This window comes from Solibacillus sp. FSL K6-1126, from assembly GCF_038003445.1.
Classification (GTDB): Bacteria; Bacillota; Bacilli; order Bacillales_A; family Planococcaceae; genus Solibacillus; species Solibacillus silvestris.
Map to the genome: position 1 here is coordinate 1789267 of NZ_JBBOPD010000001.1, position 21136 is coordinate 1810402.

Annotated in this window: 17 protein-coding genes and 1 riboswitch; of the genes, 14 read left to right on the forward strand and 3 right to left on the reverse strand. The window is 39.3% G+C overall.

The window, feature by feature from the left end:
• Positions 1 to 53: 53 nt before the first annotated feature.
• Positions 54 to 1469, reverse strand: a complete 1416-nt coding sequence (gene aspA / locus MHH44_RS08695; protein ID WP_008406686.1) for an aspartate ammonia-lyase — start codon at positions 1467 to 1469, stop codon at positions 54 to 56.
• Positions 1470 to 1681: 212 nt separating this feature from the next.
• Here aspA and MHH44_RS08700 point away from each other — a divergent pair, with 212 nt between their 5' ends.
• Together MHH44_RS08700 and MHH44_RS08705 are read left to right on the forward strand one after the other, a co-directional pair.
• Entirely contained in the window at positions 1682 to 2206 is a 525-nt protein-coding gene (locus tag MHH44_RS08700) for a dehydrogenase (protein WP_340798317.1), read from the forward strand.
• 322 nt (positions 2207 to 2528) lie between these two features.
• Positions 2529 to 2607: riboswitch (glycine riboswitch) on the forward strand.
• Positions 2608 to 2868: 261 nt separating this feature from the next.
• Complete coding sequence (locus MHH44_RS08705; protein WP_340798318.1) at positions 2869 to 4206, forward strand: amino acid permease; 1338 nt, start codon at positions 2869 to 2871, stop codon at positions 4204 to 4206.
• A 212-nt stretch (positions 4207 to 4418) separates the two neighbouring features.
• Here MHH44_RS08705 and MHH44_RS08710 read toward each other — a convergent pair whose 3' ends face one another.
• Positions 4419 to 5627 carry an MFS transporter gene (locus MHH44_RS08710; protein ID WP_340798319.1) on the reverse strand — a complete coding sequence of 403 codons (1209 nt, stop codon included), beginning with the start codon at positions 5625 to 5627 and terminating at the stop codon, positions 4419 to 4421.
• An 11-nt stretch (positions 5628 to 5638) separates the two neighbouring features.
• The gene (locus MHH44_RS08715; RefSeq protein ID WP_340798320.1) at positions 5639 to 6910 is read right to left on the reverse strand and encodes a helix-turn-helix domain-containing protein; all 1272 of its coding nucleotides are present in this window, start codon (positions 6908 to 6910) and stop codon (positions 5639 to 5641) included.
• Between the two features lie 214 nt (positions 6911 to 7124).
• Between MHH44_RS08715 and MHH44_RS08720 the strand changes: the two genes are divergently transcribed.
• From MHH44_RS08720 to MHH44_RS08775, 12 genes are all read left to right on the forward strand, one after another.
• A complete protein-coding gene (locus MHH44_RS08720) occupies positions 7125 to 7676 on the forward strand; it encodes a GNAT family N-acetyltransferase (RefSeq protein WP_008407924.1) in 552 nt (183 codons plus the stop codon).
• Between the two features lie 198 nt (positions 7677 to 7874).
• Positions 7875 to 8780 carry an ABC transporter ATP-binding protein gene (locus MHH44_RS08725; protein ID WP_008407922.1) on the forward strand — a complete coding sequence of 302 codons (906 nt, stop codon included), beginning with the start codon at positions 7875 to 7877 and terminating at the stop codon, positions 8778 to 8780.
• Positions 8767 to 9705, forward strand: a complete 939-nt coding sequence (locus MHH44_RS08730) for an ABC transporter permease (RefSeq protein WP_340798321.1) — start codon at positions 8767 to 8769, stop codon at positions 9703 to 9705. Before MHH44_RS08725 ends, MHH44_RS08730 begins: the two co-directional genes overlap by 14 nt.
• 254 nt (positions 9706 to 9959) lie before the next feature.
• The gene (locus MHH44_RS08735) at positions 9960 to 11597 is read left to right on the forward strand and encodes a diguanylate cyclase (protein ID WP_340798322.1); all 1638 of its coding nucleotides are present in this window, start codon (positions 9960 to 9962) and stop codon (positions 11595 to 11597) included.
• Between the two features lie 17 nt (positions 11598 to 11614).
• The gene (locus MHH44_RS08740; RefSeq protein WP_008407909.1) at positions 11615 to 11995 is read left to right on the forward strand and encodes a response regulator transcription factor; all 381 of its coding nucleotides are present in this window, start codon (positions 11615 to 11617) and stop codon (positions 11993 to 11995) included.
• Complete coding sequence (locus tag MHH44_RS08745; protein WP_340798323.1) at positions 11970 to 14786, forward strand: ATP-binding protein; 2817 nt, start codon at positions 11970 to 11972, stop codon at positions 14784 to 14786. Before MHH44_RS08740 ends, MHH44_RS08745 begins: the two co-directional genes overlap by 26 nt.
• Before the next feature lie 30 nt (positions 14787 to 14816).
• Positions 14817 to 16049, forward strand: coding sequence for a DNA polymerase IV (locus tag MHH44_RS08750; protein WP_065216183.1), 1233 nt, complete (start codon positions 14817 to 14819; stop codon positions 16047 to 16049).
• 465 nt (positions 16050 to 16514) lie between these two features.
• On the forward strand, positions 16515 to 17999 hold the full coding sequence (locus tag MHH44_RS08755; RefSeq protein ID WP_340798324.1) for an MFS transporter: 1485 nt from the start codon (positions 16515 to 16517) through the stop codon (positions 17997 to 17999).
• A gap of 118 nt (positions 18000 to 18117) precedes the next feature.
• Complete coding sequence (locus MHH44_RS08760) at positions 18118 to 18567, forward strand: hypothetical protein (protein ID WP_008407903.1); 450 nt, start codon at positions 18118 to 18120, stop codon at positions 18565 to 18567.
• Positions 18568 to 19506 carry a TRM11 family SAM-dependent methyltransferase gene (locus MHH44_RS08765; protein ID WP_339264374.1) on the forward strand — a complete coding sequence of 313 codons (939 nt, stop codon included), beginning with the start codon at positions 18568 to 18570 and terminating at the stop codon, positions 19504 to 19506.
• 127 nt (positions 19507 to 19633) lie between these two features.
• Positions 19634 to 20068, forward strand: coding sequence for a MarR family winged helix-turn-helix transcriptional regulator (locus MHH44_RS08770; protein WP_340798325.1), 435 nt, complete (start codon positions 19634 to 19636; stop codon positions 20066 to 20068).
• 76 nt (positions 20069 to 20144) lie between these two features.
• Entirely contained in the window at positions 20145 to 21128 is a 984-nt protein-coding gene (locus MHH44_RS08775) for a ring-cleaving dioxygenase (RefSeq protein WP_340798326.1), read from the forward strand.
• The last annotated feature ends 8 nt before the right edge of the window (positions 21129 to 21136 follow it).

Consider the following 21136-nt stretch of genomic DNA (forward strand, 5'->3'; position numbering starts at 1 on the left):
TGAAAAAGCTCCGCAGGGAAAATATCCCGGCGGAGCTTTCGTTTTAGCTTTTATTATTGTTTTTCAAATGCACGTTCACCAGCAATACCGGGTTGCGTTAATTCGAATGGATTTAAGATAATATCAAGCTGCTCAAGTGTGAAATAATTGTACATTAAGCAAAGTTCGCGTACAGATTTGCCGCTATGCAATGCTTCACGCGCAATTTGACTTGAACGCTCATACCCTAAATGTGGAGCCAGTGCAGTAATAACACCGATTGAACGCTCAACAAAATCATGCAGACGCGCTTCATTCGCTTCGATATGATCCAGGCAGTATTTTGTAAATACTGTGAAACCGTTCGTCATAATTTCAATCGACTGAAGCAGATTAAATACTAGAACTGGTTCCATTACGTTAAGCTCAAATTGACCTGCTTCTGATGCAAGTGAGATTGTCACGTCGTTACCGATCACTTGGAAAGCAATTTGGTTAATTACTTCCGGCATAACCGGGTTTACTTTACCTGGCATAATAGAAGAACCTGGCTGGCGTTCCGGTAAGCGAATTTCTGCAAATCCGGCTTTTGGACCTGATGCCATTAAGCGTAGGTCATTACAGATTTTCGACATATTCATCATAGCGATTTTTAGCATTGATGATACTTCTGCATACGTATCGGTATTTTGTGTACCGTCGATTAAATTGTCTACTTTAATGAACGGGAAGCCACTGTAAACCGCAATGTTTTCCACAGCTAATTTCATATATTCTGGATCTGCATTTAAGCCTGTACCGATTGCAGTTGCGCCAATATTGATTTGCAGCATTGTCTGCTGCGCTTTTTTGATTCGAGCAATATCACGAGAAACAACGGCAGCGTAGGCACCAAATTCTTGACCTAAACGAACGGGTACAGCATCTTGTAAATGCGTACGTCCCATTTTAACGATTGAATCGAATTCTACTGATTTTTTGATAAAGCTATCACGCATCATTTCCATTGCAATAATTAGATTATCTAATGTAGAAACTGTTGCGATATGGATAGCCGATGGGAATGCATCATTTGTTGACTGCGCCATATTGACATGGCTGTTAGGACTAATGATTGAATAAGTACCTTTTTCTTCCCCTAAAATTTCCAGTGCACGGTTAGCAATTACTTCATTGGCATTCATGTTCATTGAAGTGCCTGCTCCGCCCTGAATTGGATCTACAACAAACTGGTCATGTAATAGTCCTGAAATAATGTCATCGGATGCTTGTGCAATTGCATTGGCAATTACCGGGTCCAATTTACCGATAGCGGCATTTGCAAGTGCCGAACTTTTCTTTACGATGGCAAATGCACGAATTAATTCAGGGTGCATTGTCATTTTAGTAATCGGGAAATTTTCTAATGCACGAGTTGTTTGAACGCCGTAATAAACGTCCTTTGGGATTTCTAATGTGCCTAAAAAGTCTTTTTCAATACGTGTACTCATTTGTACAAACCCTCCAAGAGAATGGTGTAATAGTTGGATAAACAACTACATTATACGCCATTTTATGATAAAAGCTTACTTGCTGAATTATTAGTTTATTTAACATAATCTTGTAAGTTTAAATTAACCAATAGTAACAGATAAAATGTGGGGAAATCGAAACTTTTTTATTTTTCATCCGACTAATTATGTAAGAAACGAGGTGATGGACATTGAAAAAATGTTTTAGTTGCATGCTTGTCATGGGACTGATTTTTCTACTTGCAGCATGTAATACGAAAGATCAAGAAACCTCATCCAATTCGACCGACCCTGTTCAGGAAGAAAATCAAGTTGAATATGAATTACTGTTTCAATTAGATTCGATTCCCCCTGAAGTTGGTACGAGTATTTCAATCGTGCAGGATGAAAAGCTTTATACGACGTGGGCCGATATTTTTGGTTTTGAATCGATTCCGCCCATCGATTTTGAAACAGAAGAAGTGCTGTTTGTCACAGGGTATTCAGATGGCTGTGGAAGAGAAATTGAAAAAATCGAAAAAGACGGGGATACATTAGTTATTACTTTAAATTACCCTGAAAATATTCGCGAGAAAGACATCGCCTGCACAGAAATTGCTATAGACAATACGTATGTTGTCAAAATGAAAAAGACAAACACAACAAAAGGTAAGCTGATCGATATCAATCGAACAACATACGAAGAAGATTCAACAGTACAGGAAAAACTGCAGTAAACGAAAACAGAATTACGAGGGGCTACCAATTCCTCTATATGAAATATTACACTGAAAATATTGAATTTTCGGTGTAATATTTTTTTAGTCATGAATCTTCTGCAAGATGAAAACATTATGTTGGGAATAAGGTTAAATTGCTATTTACATAATAACTGACTACTATTATCCATTGTAAGGCGGGCAGAAAATTGATAGTATGATTATCGTACAATAATAGTATTGAACGCGAGCTATAGGAAACTGGAAGATGCCAGATGACCTATAGGCAACTAATTGCATACATATCAAGCGTTGATCGTCGTGGATAAAACTACTGGCGGGAGCAGTTTCTGGAGAGAGCGCGTATACCGCGTCGCCGAAGGGTTCATAATCTCAGGCAAAAGGACAGAAGAGTAATGAGAGACGCTTTTCCTTAAAAATTGGTGTATGTAGCATCCACTGTTTGAAAAAGAAAAGCCCTCGATAGATGTCACAGATTTTTTTGGAATCTGGACGCGATTTCGCAGAGGCGAGATCGATTATTCTTAGACACAGGGACTGGCACATAATCAGTCCCTGTTTTAATTTTCCAGAAAAAATTACTTGATGGACCGCGATGAAGTACTTATTATTTTGCGCTGTGTAAACAGACAAAATACTTATCCTTTGGAGGAATCGTTTTGGAACAACAAGAATTAAAGCGCGATCTGAAAAATCGACACGTTCAGTTAATAGCGATTGGAGGAACAATCGGAACGGGGTTGTTTTTAGGGTCAGGTAAAGCGATCTCACTTGCAGGACCTTCTATTATCTTTGCATATTTAATCGTTGGTATCGCACTATTTTTCGTCATGCGTGCACTTGGCGAAATGCTTTTATCAAAAGGCGGCTATGCATCGTTTACCGAGTTCGCCACTGAATACTTAGGGGATTGGGCAGGCTATATTACCGGCTGGACATACTGGTTCTGCTGGGTTATGACGGCAATGGCGGATATAATCGCTGTCGGCATGTACACGCAATACTGGTTCGATATACCGCAATGGGTACCGGCTATCGCATGTTTAGTAGTTTTACTAATTTTGAATTTATTGACGGTCAAACTGTTCGGAGAGCTGGAGTTTTGGTTTGCGTTGATAAAAATCATCACAATTGTTGCATTGATTGCAATTGGAATTATATTGTTGATCATTGGTTTTGAAACAGATACAGGAAAAGTTGCCGTATCGAACCTATGGGAGCACGGAGGGTTATTCCCGAATGGGGCATTTGGATTTTTAATGGCGTTCCAGATGGTTGTCTTTGCATTCGTTGGGGTTGAATTAGTAGGGGTAGCTGCTGCTGAAACGGCAAACCCGAAAAAGAATATCCCATCTGCCATCAATAAAATTCCCGTACGTATTCTGCTGTTTTATGTAGGGGCATTATTCGTCATTTTAACAATCAATCCTTGGGATACATTAAGCGCTGCAAGTTCACCATTCGTTCAGGTTTTCGCATTGGTAGGTATTCCGATTGCAGCAGGTTTAATTAACTTTGTTGTGCTGACATCAGCTGCTTCTGCAGGAAATAGCGGGATGTTCTCAACGAGCCGTATGCTGTACAGTTTAAGTAATAATAAACAAGCACCAAAAGCATACGGTAAATTAAACAAAAATGCAGTGCCGCAAAATGGTCTGATATTTTCTGCAGTCGTAGTTTCGATTGGGGCATTGCTTAGCTACTTCATGCCGGACGATGCATTCAGTATCGTGACAACAATTAGTGCGATTTGTTTTATTTGGGTTTGGAGCATTATTCTGATTTCGCATATCATATACAAAAAGCGTCATCCGGAATTACATAAAACTTCAGTTTTCAAAGCGCCATTAACACCCTTCATCAACTATTTAGTATTGGCATTCTTCTTATTTTTACTAGTCATTATGGGTATTTCCGAATCAACGAGAACATCACTGCTGTTAACACCGTTATGGTTTATACTGCTGTTTGTTCTTTATAAGGTTCGAAAAAAATAAACAGTAAACCGGGTTTCCATCGTGGAAGCCCGGTTTTTTCTATTAGTTTATTTTCCGCAAAAATTGGCTTCTTGCTTCTGAGAAGATTTTATTGTCACATGAATCACAGGAAAATTTCCCCTGCATATTCCGTTTGTAATTCCGGTATTTTACCGTTCCTTCTATTAATAAAAATGGTTTTTTGCAGCAGTAGCAAATTGTTTCATACGTAATCATGTTAGCTCCTCCTTTACAAAAAGTGATTTATTGTATAACAGGTGGAAATAGACGATACATGCGATGACAGCGCCGATAAAGGCAAAGAGGCTAGTTGTCAGCTGAATTGTATAGATTTCCGCCAAATATCCAATGATCAAGGTTAAGGTAATTTGCATTACGCTTTCTATCAGGCCAAGCGAACTGCCGAACCGTCCCATCAATTCGGTCGGAATAGTCTGCTGGTAAAAGGTCGCGTAGCCCGCATTGCTAAATGCCATAAACAGTCCGAGCAATATGAAAGCAGCGACCGCAATCGTCAAATTAGGCGAGAAATAAAATGTGAAATAGGATAGTAACGTACATGTAAACCCGATGCCAATGTATGAGACGAGTGACAGACTATTGACGAATCGGGCTGCCAAATAGCCGCCGACAATGGCCCCGATTCCCGTGATACCTACAATGATTCCGTAAACTGAATCCGTTACTTGATGAAAATCCTTCAAAAACGACATTTCCTGAGAATCAAGCGAATAGCAGATCATTAAAGCTGTTGAATATAAAATAAAGAACTGCAGTACCGCTTTTCGTTGCGAAATGAAAGTCCAGACGATTGAAAAATCTTCACGGATGACAGCGGGTGTCAGTACAGTAGCGGTACCTGCCGATTTCTGCTCAACATTCGGCAATAAAAACATCATGAACGCACTGAACAGCAGCATGACACCATTCACCCACATTGCCGCAGCAGTACTGCTTATGGCGATAATGGCACCGCTTAAAGCAGGTCCAATCATAAAGCTTCCCGAGCCTAACATGCTGTTGATCGCATTAAACCGAAGACGATCATTTGGCAATACAAGTTTTGTAATCATAAATGTGCTGCTCGGATTGGCAAAACAGACGGCGACATTTGCCAAAAAGATAAAACTGTATATAAGCCAGATTTCCGAAAGCAGCGGCATCAAACACACAAGACCTGCGCGGAAAACATCACAAATAATTAAGATGGTTCTTTTATTGGCTCTGTCTACGATCGAGCCTGCAAAAAAACTGCACATAATGCGGGCAATCGGGCCAATGATATAGATACCCGCAACCGCAGTCGGGGATTCGGTCAAATGCCAAACCGTTAAATTGAGAGCGATCAAGTAAATCCAGCTGCCCAATTTTGATGCGCCAAACCCAAACCATAAATAGAAATATTCTTTACGTAACTTCATCTCATCACCCCTTAGCTGCTCATTCGTTGACGAACTTTTTCACTCGCTTCCAATGCCTGCCTGTAGCAATGACTTGCCTGTTTATAGGCGTGGAGCTGCTCATAAAACTGTCCCCATAATGGAGCATAGAACAGAATTAGCGAATAATACTGCTGTTCATCGAAATGGGTAAAAGCTTCATCCTCCAGTAATTTCAATCCGCGGATCGTATGTGCTGTATCAACCGCATACTGCAATAACCTCCGCTGATAAATATGATGAGGGACAGTAAACCGAATTTCTTCATAGCGATTAAAGAGTATTTCCAGCTGATCGAAATCCTTTTGTACAAAGCACGTACGCATCCAGTTGATCGCCGAATGCAAGTCTTCGTCGTATTGATTCGCCAGTTCATAATGTTTGGACGCTTCCGGGAAATTTTCCTGGCATTCAAAACAGTAGGCTATGTTGTTATGCAGTGAGCTCCATTGCACCGGTGTTTGGATGGTTTGGACATTTGACAGTAATTCAAGTCCTGCTTCAAACTCCTGAATAGCTTCACGGAATCGGTGCAAATCATTAAAAATTACACCTTTCATTGAGTAAAGTTTCAACTGAAACAACGGTTTATACTGGTGGATAAAAAATTGCTGTGCCAGTTCAATATGTTCAAGCGCTTTGTGCAACTTGTAGCTTCGGTGATTCGCAAAAGCGATATGATAATGGTAGTTAGCCAGCTCAAACGGGTGGGCATTCGATAAATATTGCGCAAATTGATTTTCCGCTTCTTTAAGGGATAACTGTTCAAATTCGTGAAAAGAAAGATGGCCGAACGCCGTAATCGCTACGAATAGCTGCGTGATCCGATCTTTTTTCCAGCTGACGAGCGGCTCGACTTCATTGAGTATTGTTCTTGCCTCATCATCTTCTTTTATTGAGTACAGGAAACGTGCATACACAAGCTTTGCCATCAGCTGCTGTTCAAAAGGCTGCTCATCGTTTTGGATATCGGTCAATTGTTTAATTTCATCGGATGTTAGCTCGGCATTTAATAATAGTTTTTCGTATAGCTGCTCCAAAAAAGCGGTTTGGTTTTTCAATTGTTGTTCGAGCTGGTTGAAATCGATGCCTAAGTTTTCAAGCAGCTGCGCATAAATCGAATGTTCTGCTATAACAAGTCCGTTCTCAATTCGGCTTAAATAGGAAGGGGTACAGATGCCGAATGCCACGTCATCTTGTTTCCGCTTCTTTTTTTGACGATAATATTTTAATAGCTTTCCCCAAGCATGTTCATTGTTTTCCATAAAAACACCTCATAGTTAGTTTACCAAAATACGAACCGGGAATATTGCGAATTTTCTTTAAAAAAAGCACAATTAACGCTGTGAAAATGGTAAACTTACACAAATCATTAAAGGATTAGATATTTTAATTGCATATTCTGAAATAGCTCTATATGATAAGAAAATAAAAAAGGGTTTATTGTTTTAAATGGGAGCTTAGATTGGAGAGATAGTAATGTTCTTTTACGAAGTAGATAATGAAATTCAATTAAAATTGATTACACAAAATGATGCAGAAGAAATCTTTGCTTTCATTGACCGTTCACGCGATTATTTACGCGAATGGCTTGGGTGGGTAGATAATACAAAAACTGTCGAAGATACACGCGATTTTGCCGCAATGAATTTATCAAAATTTGCAAAGCGTGAAGGTCTCGATACAGCGATTTTTTATAAAGGACAATTTGTCGGGAAAGTATCGATTAATACAATTAACTGGTCTCTGAAAAAATGTGAGATCGGCTATTTTTTAGATGAAGAATTCCAAGGTGAAGGGATTATGACACGCGCTGTAAAAGGCATCATTGATATCGCCTTCAATGAATATAAGCTTGGGAAAGTCGAAATTCATGCAGCCGTCAACAATACGAAAAGCCGTCATATTGCGGAGCGATTAGGCTTTATGCATGAAGGGACAATCCGTCAGGCAGAGTGGCTGTACAATCATTATGTTGATCATGCGGTGTATGGTTTGTTAAAAGACGAATGGGTAGGAGAATATAAATAACTGATTTTGGCCTCATCAGAAGTAACTGATGAGGTTTTTTGTCGGAAAAATTATAAATAATGAAACTTTTTCCATACTCATCAAGTATAGTAATTAGAATCTATTACATGTGAAGTCATTAATGCCAATACATAAAACATTTAGGCACACGAAAAAATGCTTGTAATAGAAGAAAAAGCAGAAAGCAGGTGTGGACAATTGTCACAGCCAATTGTGGAAATTAAAAATCTGAATAAAACGATTAAAGGCAAACACATTATTAAAGATTTGAATCTCGACTTTTATCCAGGTCAAATAACGGGCTTTTTAGGTCCGAACGGGGCGGGTAAAACGACGACGATCCGTATGATGACGGGGTTAATGTATCCTTCAAAAGGAGAAGTAATCATCGATGGGAAACAGCTGTCGACAAATTATGAAGAAGCGATCAGTAATATCGGTGTAATCGTTGAAAACCCGGAAATGTACAAATATATGTCAGGGTACAAAAACTTGCAGCACTTTGCCCGTATGCATAAAGGGGTAACAAAACAGCGTATTGATGAAGTCGTAGCACAAGTGGGTCTGCAAAATCGTATTCATGAAAAAGTAAAAACGTATTCGTTAGGGATGCGTCAACGTCTCGGACTGGCACAGGCGATGCTGCATCGTCCAAAGTTTCTGATTTTGGATGAGCCGACGAATGGTCTGGATCCGGCCGGTATCCGTGAATTCCGTATGTACTTACGCAAAATTGCGGAAGAGGATAATGTGGCAATCGTTGTATCGAGCCACCTTTTATCGGAAATCGAGTTAATGGTAGATCGTATTGCGATTATCCAAAATGGCGAGCTGATTGATATTCGCGAACTGCAACATGTTGCGGCAGCACAATATTATATTGAAGTCGGACAGCCGGACCAGCTTCAGGCAATGTTCGAAGAGCCGTTAACAAAAGAAAACGGCGGCTATGTAGTGAATCTGACAAAAGAAGAAGTGCCTGCGCTTGTTCGTAAATTCGTTGAATCCGGTATCGATCTTTATACGATCCAGCCGATTCAAAAACGTCTTGAAGATCAATTTATCGAGATGACAGGTGGAGGTGCTATCGATGCAATACGTTAAAAATGAATGGATCAAAATGTGGTCGCAAAAAAATGCTTGGATTATGTGCGGGCTTTTAATCGTGTTAATCGTATTTGTGGCTGGTATGAACAAATATTATGATGTGGATTCAAGTACTAAAGAGGCGCGCATAGCAGCAAACGAAGAAATGATGGCGTATCCGAAAGAAATGCTTGCTTCGGAAGATATAACGCCGGAAGATGAGCAATATTTCAAGGAAGAAATTGCGATGGCCGAATACCGTATCGCCAATGATTTGCCAGCAGCAAATGCCATGACATTTACGGAACATATGGACTTATCATTATCATTGACAATTATGGTGACGGGTATTTTTACAGTTGTGATTGCGGCAGGTATCGTATCTTCTGAGTTCGGTACTGGTACGATTAAAATGTTGCTGACGCGACCTGTATCAAGATGGAAAATTTTACTTTCGAAACTTGTTGCGTCCATTCTTTATGGTATTGTACTCTTTGCCGCTGGAATCGTTGTCGCATTAATTATCGGGATAGCTTTATTCGGTACAGATAGTTCGATAGCGTTATCGATTGTTGATGGGCAAATCGTGCAGGATACGGTGAAAAATACCTTTATTGAAACGACGCTTTATTCACTCGGTTCTACAATTATGACAATTATATTTGCGTTCATGATCGGTACAATATTTGGTTCAAGTACGTTAGCGGTAAGTTTATCGCTGTTCATTTTACTAATGGGTTCAACGGCGACAATGTTTATCGCCCAATATGATTTCGCGAAATACATTTGGTTTGCCAATGATTTATCATATTATGCACCGGGAAGTATGCCAATGATTGAAGGATTAACGTTTACATTCTCGTTAGTTGTCAATATCGTGTATGCGATTGTCTTCCTGGTGATTACGTTCGGTTACTTTATGAAGCGTGACGTAACGGCTTAGTTCAGAAATTTTTTTGGGAATAGCGAAAAAAATAATTTATAATTCCCTGTTCCTTTATCAGTAATGATAAATGGAATGGGGAATTTTTGATTTTATCATTCCTGGCAATGAAGCATTTGCATAATCCTAATCCATGTGTCTTTATTTAGGATCAAAACGTACGAAAGATAAAAAATATTCATTTAAGGATATAGCAATTTCCAGTTTCGGCTTTATACTTAAGATTAAGTCATTTGATTTTAGGGGATGAATTGGTGTTAAACGATAAATATAAAATTATGATATGTGACCGAATTACTGAAACAATTCAAAATTGGGAACAGCAAAATACTGTTGAAGAAAAGGAAATCTATACATTTCTTCATAATTTAAAAGGGACTGCTGGCTCAATTGGGATGGAAGGGTTATCCGAAATTGCGGCAACAAAGCTTGAACAATTAGAAGAAAAAAGCAGCAAACGTTGGGAAAAAGAAAACTGGAAAGCATTTTTATTTCAAATTGAAGAAACCGTAAGCTTTTTTGAAAAAAATGTGAAGCGCGGTCAGACTGAAGAAAATGATCTACCTTTTATAAAAAGGTCAAAACAAAATAACTTTATACTAGTAATTGACGATGATATTGTGTTTGCCTCATATATTAAGAATATTTTAGAATCAAAAGGTTTTATGGTCATTGTTGCCCATAATGGGAAACGGGGTTTAGAGCTGATTTATGAGCTGAATCCGGCCCTCGTATTTTTAGATATCAAATTACCGGATATAAACGGCTTTTCCATACTGGAGAATATTAATAAAATCAAGTCCAATCATATGTTTGTTACAATAATGAGCGTCGATGATAGTAAAGAAAACCGTGCAAAGGCATATGATCTAGGTGCGCTTGATTTTATAAAGAAACCACTGGATGCTGATATTTTAATTTCATATGTAAGAAACCGTCTAGTTTTTAAGCAGGCGCTTGAACTTTCGATTATGACAGACGAACTGACACAACTTTATAACCGGAAATATATGAATACCCAGCTGGAATTTCTAATGGAGCAATTTGAAAAAAGAGGTGAACAATTTTCGATTGCGATTGCTGACATCGATTTCTTTAAGAATATAAATGATACATATGGCCATATCGTTGGTGATGAAGTATTAAAAGGCTTTTCGAACTTGATCATGTCGGCAAAACGGGAGGAAGATATTCTTTTCCGATTTGGTGGAGAAGAATTTGTTCTTGTTATGCCAAATACGTCAAAAAATACAGCTTTCAGTATTATGGAACGCTTGCGTACGATTGTTGGAAAACAGCCATTTAAAGGGAATGAACAATCGTTTAATATTACGTTTTCTTCAGGAATTGCGGAAATTAATCATCAAAATAAACACCCGAAGGCATTAGTTGAACAGGCTGATCAGGCATTGTATAAAGCAAAGACATCCGGAAGAAATCAAACGGTTCTATTTACAAAAGAAGAGCAAATCAGCAAGAAGCAGAAATTGAAGCTTATTGTTATTGATGATGTAGCGATAATTCGAAACTTAGTAACGAACTATTTTAATAAACTGCAAGTACCGGAAGAATTTACGATGGAAGTTGCTGCCTTTGAAAATGGCGTGAAATTTTTGGAGTCGAATTGGTATGAGAAAAATACAAAATATATTATTTTACTAGATGGCATGATGCCGCAAATGGATGGGATGAATGTATTGAAAAAAATCCGCGAAGAGTATTCTTCAAACGACGTCATCGTTTCGATGCTGACAGGCCGCAATGACGAGGAATATGTATTGGAAGCTCTTGCAAACGGGGCGGATGATTTCATCGTAAAGCCATTTAATATCGCGGATGTAACAAACCGAATGCTTCAATTAGCCAACCAATTATTTTTAAAAGCTCGGTAAAAGAAAGGAATTCAACGATGAATAAAATTTTAGTAGTAGATGATGAAGAAATTTTAAGAATGCTTATTTGCGATACATTGGAAAGTTTTGATTTTACGATTGATGAAGCTGAAAATGGCTTAGAAGCTTTGGAAAAAATGAAGGAAAATAACTATGATCTCATTATCCTGGATTATATGATGCCTCACTTTACCGGATTGGAAGTAATAGAAAAGCTTTCGGATGAGTATAAGGCGAATACAACAATCGTTATGCTGACAGCAAAATCACAGGAATCCGACCGCCAGCTGGCATTGGATAAAGGCGCACAATATTTCATTTCCAAGCCATTCAGCCCGATAAAGCTGATTTCATTTGTAGAGGAGCTCATAAATGCCAAGACCGATTCCGACATTTAAGAAAAACATACGTAATCAATTTGTCCGTATGCTTTGGTCCATAATCATTTTATTTACCATTATTGTAGGGGCATTTTTCATTTATACGAACGTTACAAATGAGCGGCTAATCAGCGAGCGGGAAGCGATTAGCGAGAAAGAGCAGCTCGTTCGGAAAATGAATGAAAGCTTCAATGATATATTTTTCCGTGCAAGAGGCTATTATGCATTTAAAGACAAAAATGAACTGAACATTTTATATGATCAAATGTCTGTATTTGAGATGGAGCTGCAAAAATTTGGTGAAATGCCCCTATCTAGCGAGGAAAACCTTCTTTATGAAGAGTTAAATCAATTTATTGTCACTTATCGGAATGAAATATTGCCGAAAGCCGTTTCCTATGTGGAAGCAGATAATTATGAAGCGCTGCGTGAATTATCAAATAGCGGTGCGAATGAATCAGTAAACAGTTTTATTGCATATACAAAAAGTTATACGACAGAAACGGATATGGTTGTAAACGATCATTTTAACCGGACGCTTGATCAAATTAAGTTTTTAACCGTTCTTTGTATTTTTCTGTTTATTATCGTATTTATAATCATTGGAATTATTTTGAAACGGGTTATCCAAAATCTGATTTCTCCAATCGAAAAATTGACGACCGCAACGGATGCTTTTGCAACTGGGGACTATGTTGACATTACGCCATTAAAAAATAAAGAAGATGAGCTCGGGGTATTGGCTACTTCCTTCTATAATATGACCCGTTCGATTCAAGAGAAGGAAGAAGTGCTGACAACGCAAAATGAAGAGTTGATGGCACAGCAGGATGAACTTCAAGGCAATCAGGAACAATTACAGCAATCCTTAAGCCATTTACAGCAGTATAATGAACTGAATCATGTACTGACTTTTACGTTGGATAAAGAGAAGCTGATAGAGGATCTACACAACTATTTACGTAGTATTTATGAATTCGATTCGAGCTTGATGTATTTAATCGACAGCGGTGAATTTGTATCAAAAGGATTGGCGAAAGAAACTACGGAACGCTTAATTAAACATTTGGAAATTGACAAGATTGCACGACTCGAGGAAGAAAAGACATTCGTCATTTGTCGTGAGGTAAAATCGGCAAACAATATCGCCAATACAACGTATAATGACTATGACTTGTACACTTGTATTCTGAATTCCGAGAAGAAACTTGTCGCTATTTTAATGGCTACAAGAGAAGGGCGGAGTTTCTCGAGCAAGGAGTTAACCGACATCAATGGACATATGAATCAAGCTTCCATTGCGTTCGAACGAATATTAATGTATGAAGAAGTGGAACGTTCAAGAAAACTGAATCAGACCATCATCGATACTACCAATGAAGGAATTCAGTTTGTATCAAAATATGGGGAAGTACTGCTGCTTAATAAAGCATTATTTAATATAATTCGATATCCTTTTGAAGAAATCGATGATAAAGTACCACAACAACTATGGCTGAAGCATTTCCAGAAAATTGCTGAAGAGTCGGATGAGCTCGTTTACTTCCTGAAAATCGCGATTATTGAGGAGTTTACAAATACGAGAACGATGCGCTATTCCATTCAACAAGATGGTCGCAGTCCGGTTTTTGTGGAAGTTTATGCAACAAGTGTATTTGAAGGTGATGAAAAAGTAGGAACGATGTTTGTTCATCGCGATATTACGAGCGAATATGAAGTGGATATGATGAAGTCCGAGCTTGTAAGTACGGTAAGCCATGAATTACGTACGCCGCTCTCAAGTGTGTTAGGATTTACAGAACTGCTTTTGGCAAAAGAAATAAAGCCGGAACGTCAGAAAAAATATATAGAAACGATTCATAAAGAAGCAAAGCGACTAACAAACTTAATTAATGATTTTTTAGATATCCAACGAATCGAATCTGGTCAACAAGTGTATTCAATGAATAAGATTTCATTAACTGCCTTAATCGAGGATGTGCTAAAAAACTTCCAGATTGATCCGCAGCATAATATCCATTTTGTAGATGAATCGACAAATGCAATTGTTAATGTAGATGAAGAGCGTATCATCCAGCTATTGTTCAATTTAATCGGCAATGCGATAAAATTCTCCCCTAATGGCGGCGAAATAATAATACGCATGCAAAATATAAATGAGACGGTGCAAGTTTCCATTCAAGATAGCGGAATTGGAATTCCTGAAAGTGCAATTCCGTCATTATTCCAAAAGTTTAAGCGCGTGGACAACAGTTCCCGACGCAAAATCGGCGGGACCGGTTTAGGACTTGCGTTAAGTAAAGAAATTATATCCAAGCATAAAGGGGACATTTGGCTTGAATCGGAGGAAGGAATAGGGACGACTATTTTCTTCACATTGCCATTGTATGACCAAGAAATAGTAGAAAACCGAAATGAGCTGACTGAAGAAAAAACGATATCAAATCGTACGGTAATGATTGTTGAAGATGATTTGAGTTTAGCGTTATTACTTTCGGAAGAACTGAAAAGCAAAGGTTTTACCATCATTTATCATGATGACCTGAAACGTGCCTATGATGATGCCATTCAAATTCCATTAGTAGGTATTGTCATCGATTTAATTATGGGAGAAAATATGGATGGATGGGATTTGGTCGAAGCTTTAAGAAATCATAAAAATACAAAGGAAATCCCAATTATTATTTCTTCAGCATTGGACAAATCAAGCGTCAACATGGATAAATACAATGTTGAAGAGTATTTTACAAAGCCCTATCCGCCAGAAGAACTTTCAACACTTTTATTAAAATTTGTGAAAGATCAATAAAGGATCTGCTAGGTAAAGGAGGTGGGGGAAATGGCAGCGAGAATCATATTTCATTTGGATATGAACAGTTTTTATGCATCTGTTGAACAGTCGCATAATCCGAGTCTGAAAGGGAAACCGATTGCCGTAGCGGGGAATGTAAAGGAACGGCGCGGCATTATTGTGACAAGCTCTTATGAGGCCCGTGCAAAAGGGATTTATACAACGATGAATGTCGGGGAAGCAAAGCGCAAATGTCCGGAACTCCTGTTATTACCTCCCGATTTTCCAAAATACCGGGCAGCAAGTGCAGCGATTTTTTCAATATTACGAAGCTATACCGATTTAGTGGAGCCTGTATCGATTGATGAAGGCTATTTGGATGTAACGGAACGCTCCAAATCACAGCATCCGCTCCAGTTGGCCGAAGAGATTCAGGAGCGCATTTTACATGAGCTCGATCTACCATGCTCCATTGGTATTGCCCCTAACAAGTTCCTAGCAAAAACGGCATCGAACATGAAAAAGCCGCTCGGAATCACTATCCTCAGAATTCGCGAGCTACCGGAGCTTTTGTGGCCACAGGAAGTCGTGACAATGCATGGTGTAGGGGAAAAAACAGCGAAGAAGCTGAATGGACTCCAAATTTTTACGATTGGTGATTTGGCACAAGCGGATGAACGGCTGTTAATCCGGAATTTAGGAAAAAACGGGGCTCGCCTGATTAAACGTGCAAACGGCATTGATTCGCGTCCGGTTGATCCCAATGCGATATTTGATACGAAAAGCGTCGGGAATTCGACGACGCTTCCAAGGGATGAGACGGAATATTATATTTTGAAAGAAACGTTCGAAAAGCTGAGCAGAAGTGTCGCTGAACGTCTGAAAGTGAAGTATTTGGCCGGGACAACGGTGACCATTCAAATCCGCAATTTTGACTGGCAAAATGCTTCACGCAGTAAAACATTGCGGAATGCAGTCAGTCAGGCCGATGAAATATTTGAAATCGCCTGGAAGCTGTTTACCGAAAACTGGGATGAGACACCTGTCCGACTTATCGGCATTACCGTTTCAAATGTTGTCGATCAATCCGAATTGACCCAACAGCTCAGTCTGTTTAATTTTGAACAGCATATTAAAGACGAGCCTATTTTGGAACTGGTCGATAATATTGAGAAGAAATTCGGAAAAGGGGCCATTAAACGTGGTGTCCGGGTGAAATCAAGAAGTTACGCATCGAAAACAAGCTTCAGCAAGGATTTTCTGGAAGATCATACGAATTAAACGCAAGCTGTATTAAAGATAAACTTTAATACAGCTTGCAATGTTTATGGAAACATAGTGCGGTTGGCAGACCTTTCAGATCGTCATTAGACGTAGGCCAGTAACCCAGCGTTTCACGCGCAGAGAAAGGGGCTGGGACAGAAGTAGAAATTTCATAAGCTAAGGAGAAAAACCTTATTAAGAAACGGATATTTTATAAAATTGATTGGAATGGAGGGCGACTCCTGCGGGAATAGCGTGACGCCTGAGACTACAGGCTCAGGCCACGCCCGCGGAAAGCGTCCCGAAATGGAAATCAATTTTTACGCTCAGCAAAAAAATGCCATTTTTGGGTTATGTCCCACCCTCTTTTATTAAATTCTCACAAACGCATACATAGTATTGTGAGAATAATTTTCATTTAGTTAGGTAACTACGAAAGACCCATGTTATAATAGGATTGATATTATGCTTCAGGAGGACACTATGCGTATTCATCCGATCCGATTTTTACGAATAATGGGCTTACTCGATGGGATTTCGCTCATTACATTACTACTTATTTCCATGCCGCTTAAGTATTTCGCGGATTTACCGCAATTTGTGACGGTAAACGGAAGTGTACACGGCGGTATTTTTATAGCTTATTTTCTCGCAATCGTCATTGTGCAACTGCGCATTCAATGGCATATCGGCTGGTCATTTTTAAGTGTGTTAGTCGCATTTATCCCATTCGGCAATTTTCTATTCGACTATCAACTGAAAAAAATGCAACCGACATTACATACAAAGCCGTTTCCGAAACAATGGCTCGTTTATGCCATCATTTTCTTTTCCTTTTTCGATCTGTTCGTCCAGTTGCCGATAATGAGCACTTATGCATTGTCGGTCGGCGCGACAACGTTTGTTGCGGGGATTGTTGTCGGTCTTTATTCATTTATGAATACGTTCGGCAATATTTTTTCTGGTATTTTTACTGATAAAATTGGGCCATTTCACATTTTAGTATTTGGCCTGCTTACGTCTGCAATTTCGTTATTATGCTACCAGCTTGTTGATAATGCGACGGTCCTTTTAATCGTTCGCTGTATTCATGGGTTCAGTAGCGGGTTTATCACTCCGGCTGCCTTTACATTACTTGCGAATATGCGTGCATCCAACGAACAGGGGAGTGGAAGCGCGGTTACAGGCTCGTTTGTCGGCATTGCGGCGATTGTTGGTCCGGCTTCAAGCGGAATTTTAGCAAGCAAAATTTCCGTGCCGAATGTGCTTGGAATTGTTGCGCTGTTCGGCATTGTCTTATTGATAGGCTTGTTCCTGTTTTTACGCAAATCACCGTTACCGAAACGCGATAAGAAACAGGTCACCGAAAAGTTCAATTGGAACAGCGGTATTTTAAAAGCGTATGGCGGCGCATTTTTCCTTATGTTTTCTCAAGGTGTTCTTGCGTATTTACTACCGATTTACGTGCAGGATTTAGGGTATGACTCACGTGTATCCGGTACATTACTAAGTGTATTCGGAATTGTCGCTGTCCTAATCTTTATATTACCGACGAACAAAATTTTCGACTATTTAAATCCGCAAGTGACATTGTTTGTCGGTGTACTATTACTCGGACTTGCTCAGATCGGCATTGGCCTGGCAACAGAAATGTCCTGGCTGTATGCAATACTCGCAATTTACGGGATCGGGTTTGCATTTTTATTCCCTTCTATCAATGCCCTGTTAATTGATGCAACGACTGAACAAACTCGCGGCAAAGCATATGGTTATTTTTACGCGTTCTTCTCCATTGGGGTAGTCGCAGGGTCTTCACTATTAGGCGCACTTGATTTAGTAGGAACATCCGGCTTTGTCTTTACAGGGACATTATTATTTAGTTTCTGTATCGTTGTTCTTTTTTCATTTATGAAATCAGGTGCCGCATTTGTAAAAGTTCAGCATAAAGAAAAAATGCATCATTCATAAATACACAGTTTTTTCGTTTTGAAAGAAATTTCTTTCTAATGCGCTTTAAACGATAGTCATGTATACTGGACTAGGTGATTTTTTATGGGCGAATATGGAATCGAAAGGAATTATAATCATGGTACAATTACATTTAGAAGTTTTAGAACGATGCAGTAAAGAAACAGAAGATACAATTACAGCGGAGAGTAACGCATTTGCATCAACACCGATCCACTATTTAAAGGACAACCAAGGGGAATTTATTTATGTGGAATGTACTCAATTTAATGATATACGAATTGATGCGGTAGCACTTGAATTTGATGATGCATTTAATCTATATACGGCATTATTCGGCTTAAAACTGCAAAAGAAACATGGTGAAGTAATTCGTCAATATTTGAAAGACAATGTGAAATCTGCATTAGGAAGCAGCAGTGCAGCGTTCTCTGGTCAAGAAGGACTTTGGGAACTGAACATTGCGGTTGACTGCATTGAGGGCTTCCATGAGAAGATGACTCTTACAGAAGTTTGTGAAATGCTTTATCAATTTGTTGCGCAATTAATAACGACAGTCGAAAAATAAATGACGCAAAAATATTTATATAGTTTTACTTGGCAAAGAGATGAATATGATCTTTCACGTTTGGAAATGCGCACATTTTTTAACTTTCACGTGGAAGGAAATGTTCTAATTAGTCAAGAAAGAATAGAGCCGAGTCGTAGTCCGTATATGCGTTCACGTTTGGCCATTTTCTATGAAGCGAGTTCAATAGAACAGCTGATAGAAATGGCGGCACAGCTGGAGCTTGGACAAAAGACGTTTAAAATTCATTGTTTAAACAATAGTGATGATGGAATTCAGCCAAAACTGAACCGCTCGATGCGAAACGACTATATGATTCGTGTCAGCTCGGCAATCAATGCCGAACCGGATCTGGAAAAGCCGGACGTAGTATTGGGACTTGTCTGCCATGAGGAGCGCTTTTATTTAGGCAAGCTTACATACGGTGAAGCGGTTTGGCTGAAGCATATGCAGAAGCCTGAAATGTATTCAACAGCACTGAGTACAAGGGATGCGCGTGCGATCGTCAATATCGCGGTACCGTTTCCGGACGGACTAAAGGTGATTGATCCTTGCTGCGGTATCGGTACGGTGCTTGTGGAAGCGATGAGTATGGGCATTGCGATTGAAGGACGCGACATCAATAAACGTGTTGTTTGGGGGTCCCAAATTAATCTCCGCCATTTCGGATATGAACCGAATGTGGAAATCGGTCCAATTGAAGAGGCGAATGAAGGATATGACGTCGCAATTATTGATATGCCGTACAATTTATTTACGCATATTACGGGTGAGCTGCAGCAAAGCATCATTACAAATGCCCGTCGGATTGCAAAGCGGGTCATTATTGTGACAATCGAATCGATGGACGATAAAATCCACGAAGCCGGTTTAACGATTATCGATCGAGCCGTATTGAAAAAAGGGAAATTCGAACGCCAAGTTTTAATATGTGAATAGAAGTAACGTTTCAATTCAGTGAATACCTGGATTGGAACGTTTTTTATTTGACACTGTATTTTATACATGGTATATTTATCTCGAATTAAAGATAAATGAATTCGTAATAACAGGGAGGAGGTACTTTATGAGTAAATATGACAAGCAATTAAAAGCATTTACTGTTTTACATCGGGCTCAAACTTCTATCCAAGAAGCGACGAAAAAAGATATCCAGCAGCATGATCTGAATTTAACGGAATTTGCCGTAATGGAATTGCTTTATCATAAAGGAGATCAGCCTATCCAAATCATCGGTAAAAAAGTATTGATCGCTAGCAGCAGCATTACGTATGTCGTCGATAAACTGGAGAAGAAAAATCTCGTTACACGTGTTGCCTGTCCGACAGACCGCCGTGTTACATTTGTATCGTTAACGGATGAAGGAAAACAGATGATTGAATCGATTTTCCCTTCACATGAAGAGAAGATTGCATCGATTTTTGATGTGTTATCGGATGAAGAGCTGCAAAACTTAACAGACTATTTAAAGCGTGTAGGACACCATGCGAACAAATTTTAGATTGATTACAAGCATCGGGTTCGGTGCATTTTTCTTAAACTAATATCTCGATATCGAGAAAATGGAGGCTATACAGATGAACCATATTAAAGGAATTCACCACGTAACAGCGATTACAAGCAGTGCAGAAAAAAACTATGAATTTTTCACATATGTATTAGGAATGCGTTTAGTGAAAAAAACAGTCAACCAGGATGATATTCAAACATACCACCTGTTTTTCGCGGATGATAAAGGGTCTGCAGGAACAGATATGACATTCTTTGATTTTCCGGGCATCCCGAAAGGACGTCACGGGACGGATGAAATTTACAAAACAGCTTTCCGTGTGCCAAATGATGCGGCACTGGATTATTGGGTAAAACGTTTTGACCGTCTGAAAGTACAGCATGAAGGCATCACACCATTATTCGGCAAGCAAACATTATCATTCATCGATTTCGATGACCAGCAATACATGCTCATCTCAGATGAAAACAATGAAGGCATTGCATCAGGTACACCTTGGCAAAAAGGTCCGATTCCATTGGAGTTTGCGATTACAGGCTTAGGTCCGATTCATGTACGCGTTTCGAACTTTGATTATTTCAAAGAAGTTCTTGAGAAGGTATTAGTAATGCGTGAAACAGGTAAAGAAGATTCACTGCACTTATTTGAAGTAGGTGAAGGCGGTAACGGGGCATCGGTTATTGTCGAGCACAATACAGTATTACAGCCTGGCCGTCAAGGTTTCGGTACAGTTCATCATGCCGCGTTCCGAGTAGAAGATACAGCCGTATTACGTGAATGGATCGGCCGTCTTGAAAGCTTCGGGTTCGGTACTTCAGGCTATGTGGACCGCTTCTTCTTTGAATCGCTTTATGCACGTGTAGCACCAGGCATTTTATTTGAATGGGCAACAGATGGACCAGGATTCATGGGCGATGAGCCATATGAAACAGTAGGGGAAATTCTTTCATTGCCGCCATTCCTGGAGAGCAAACGCGACTATATTGAAAGTGTTGTGCGTCCGATTGATACAGTACGCTCAACAAAAACAATCGAGAAGGAATACGAGTAATTCGTCTA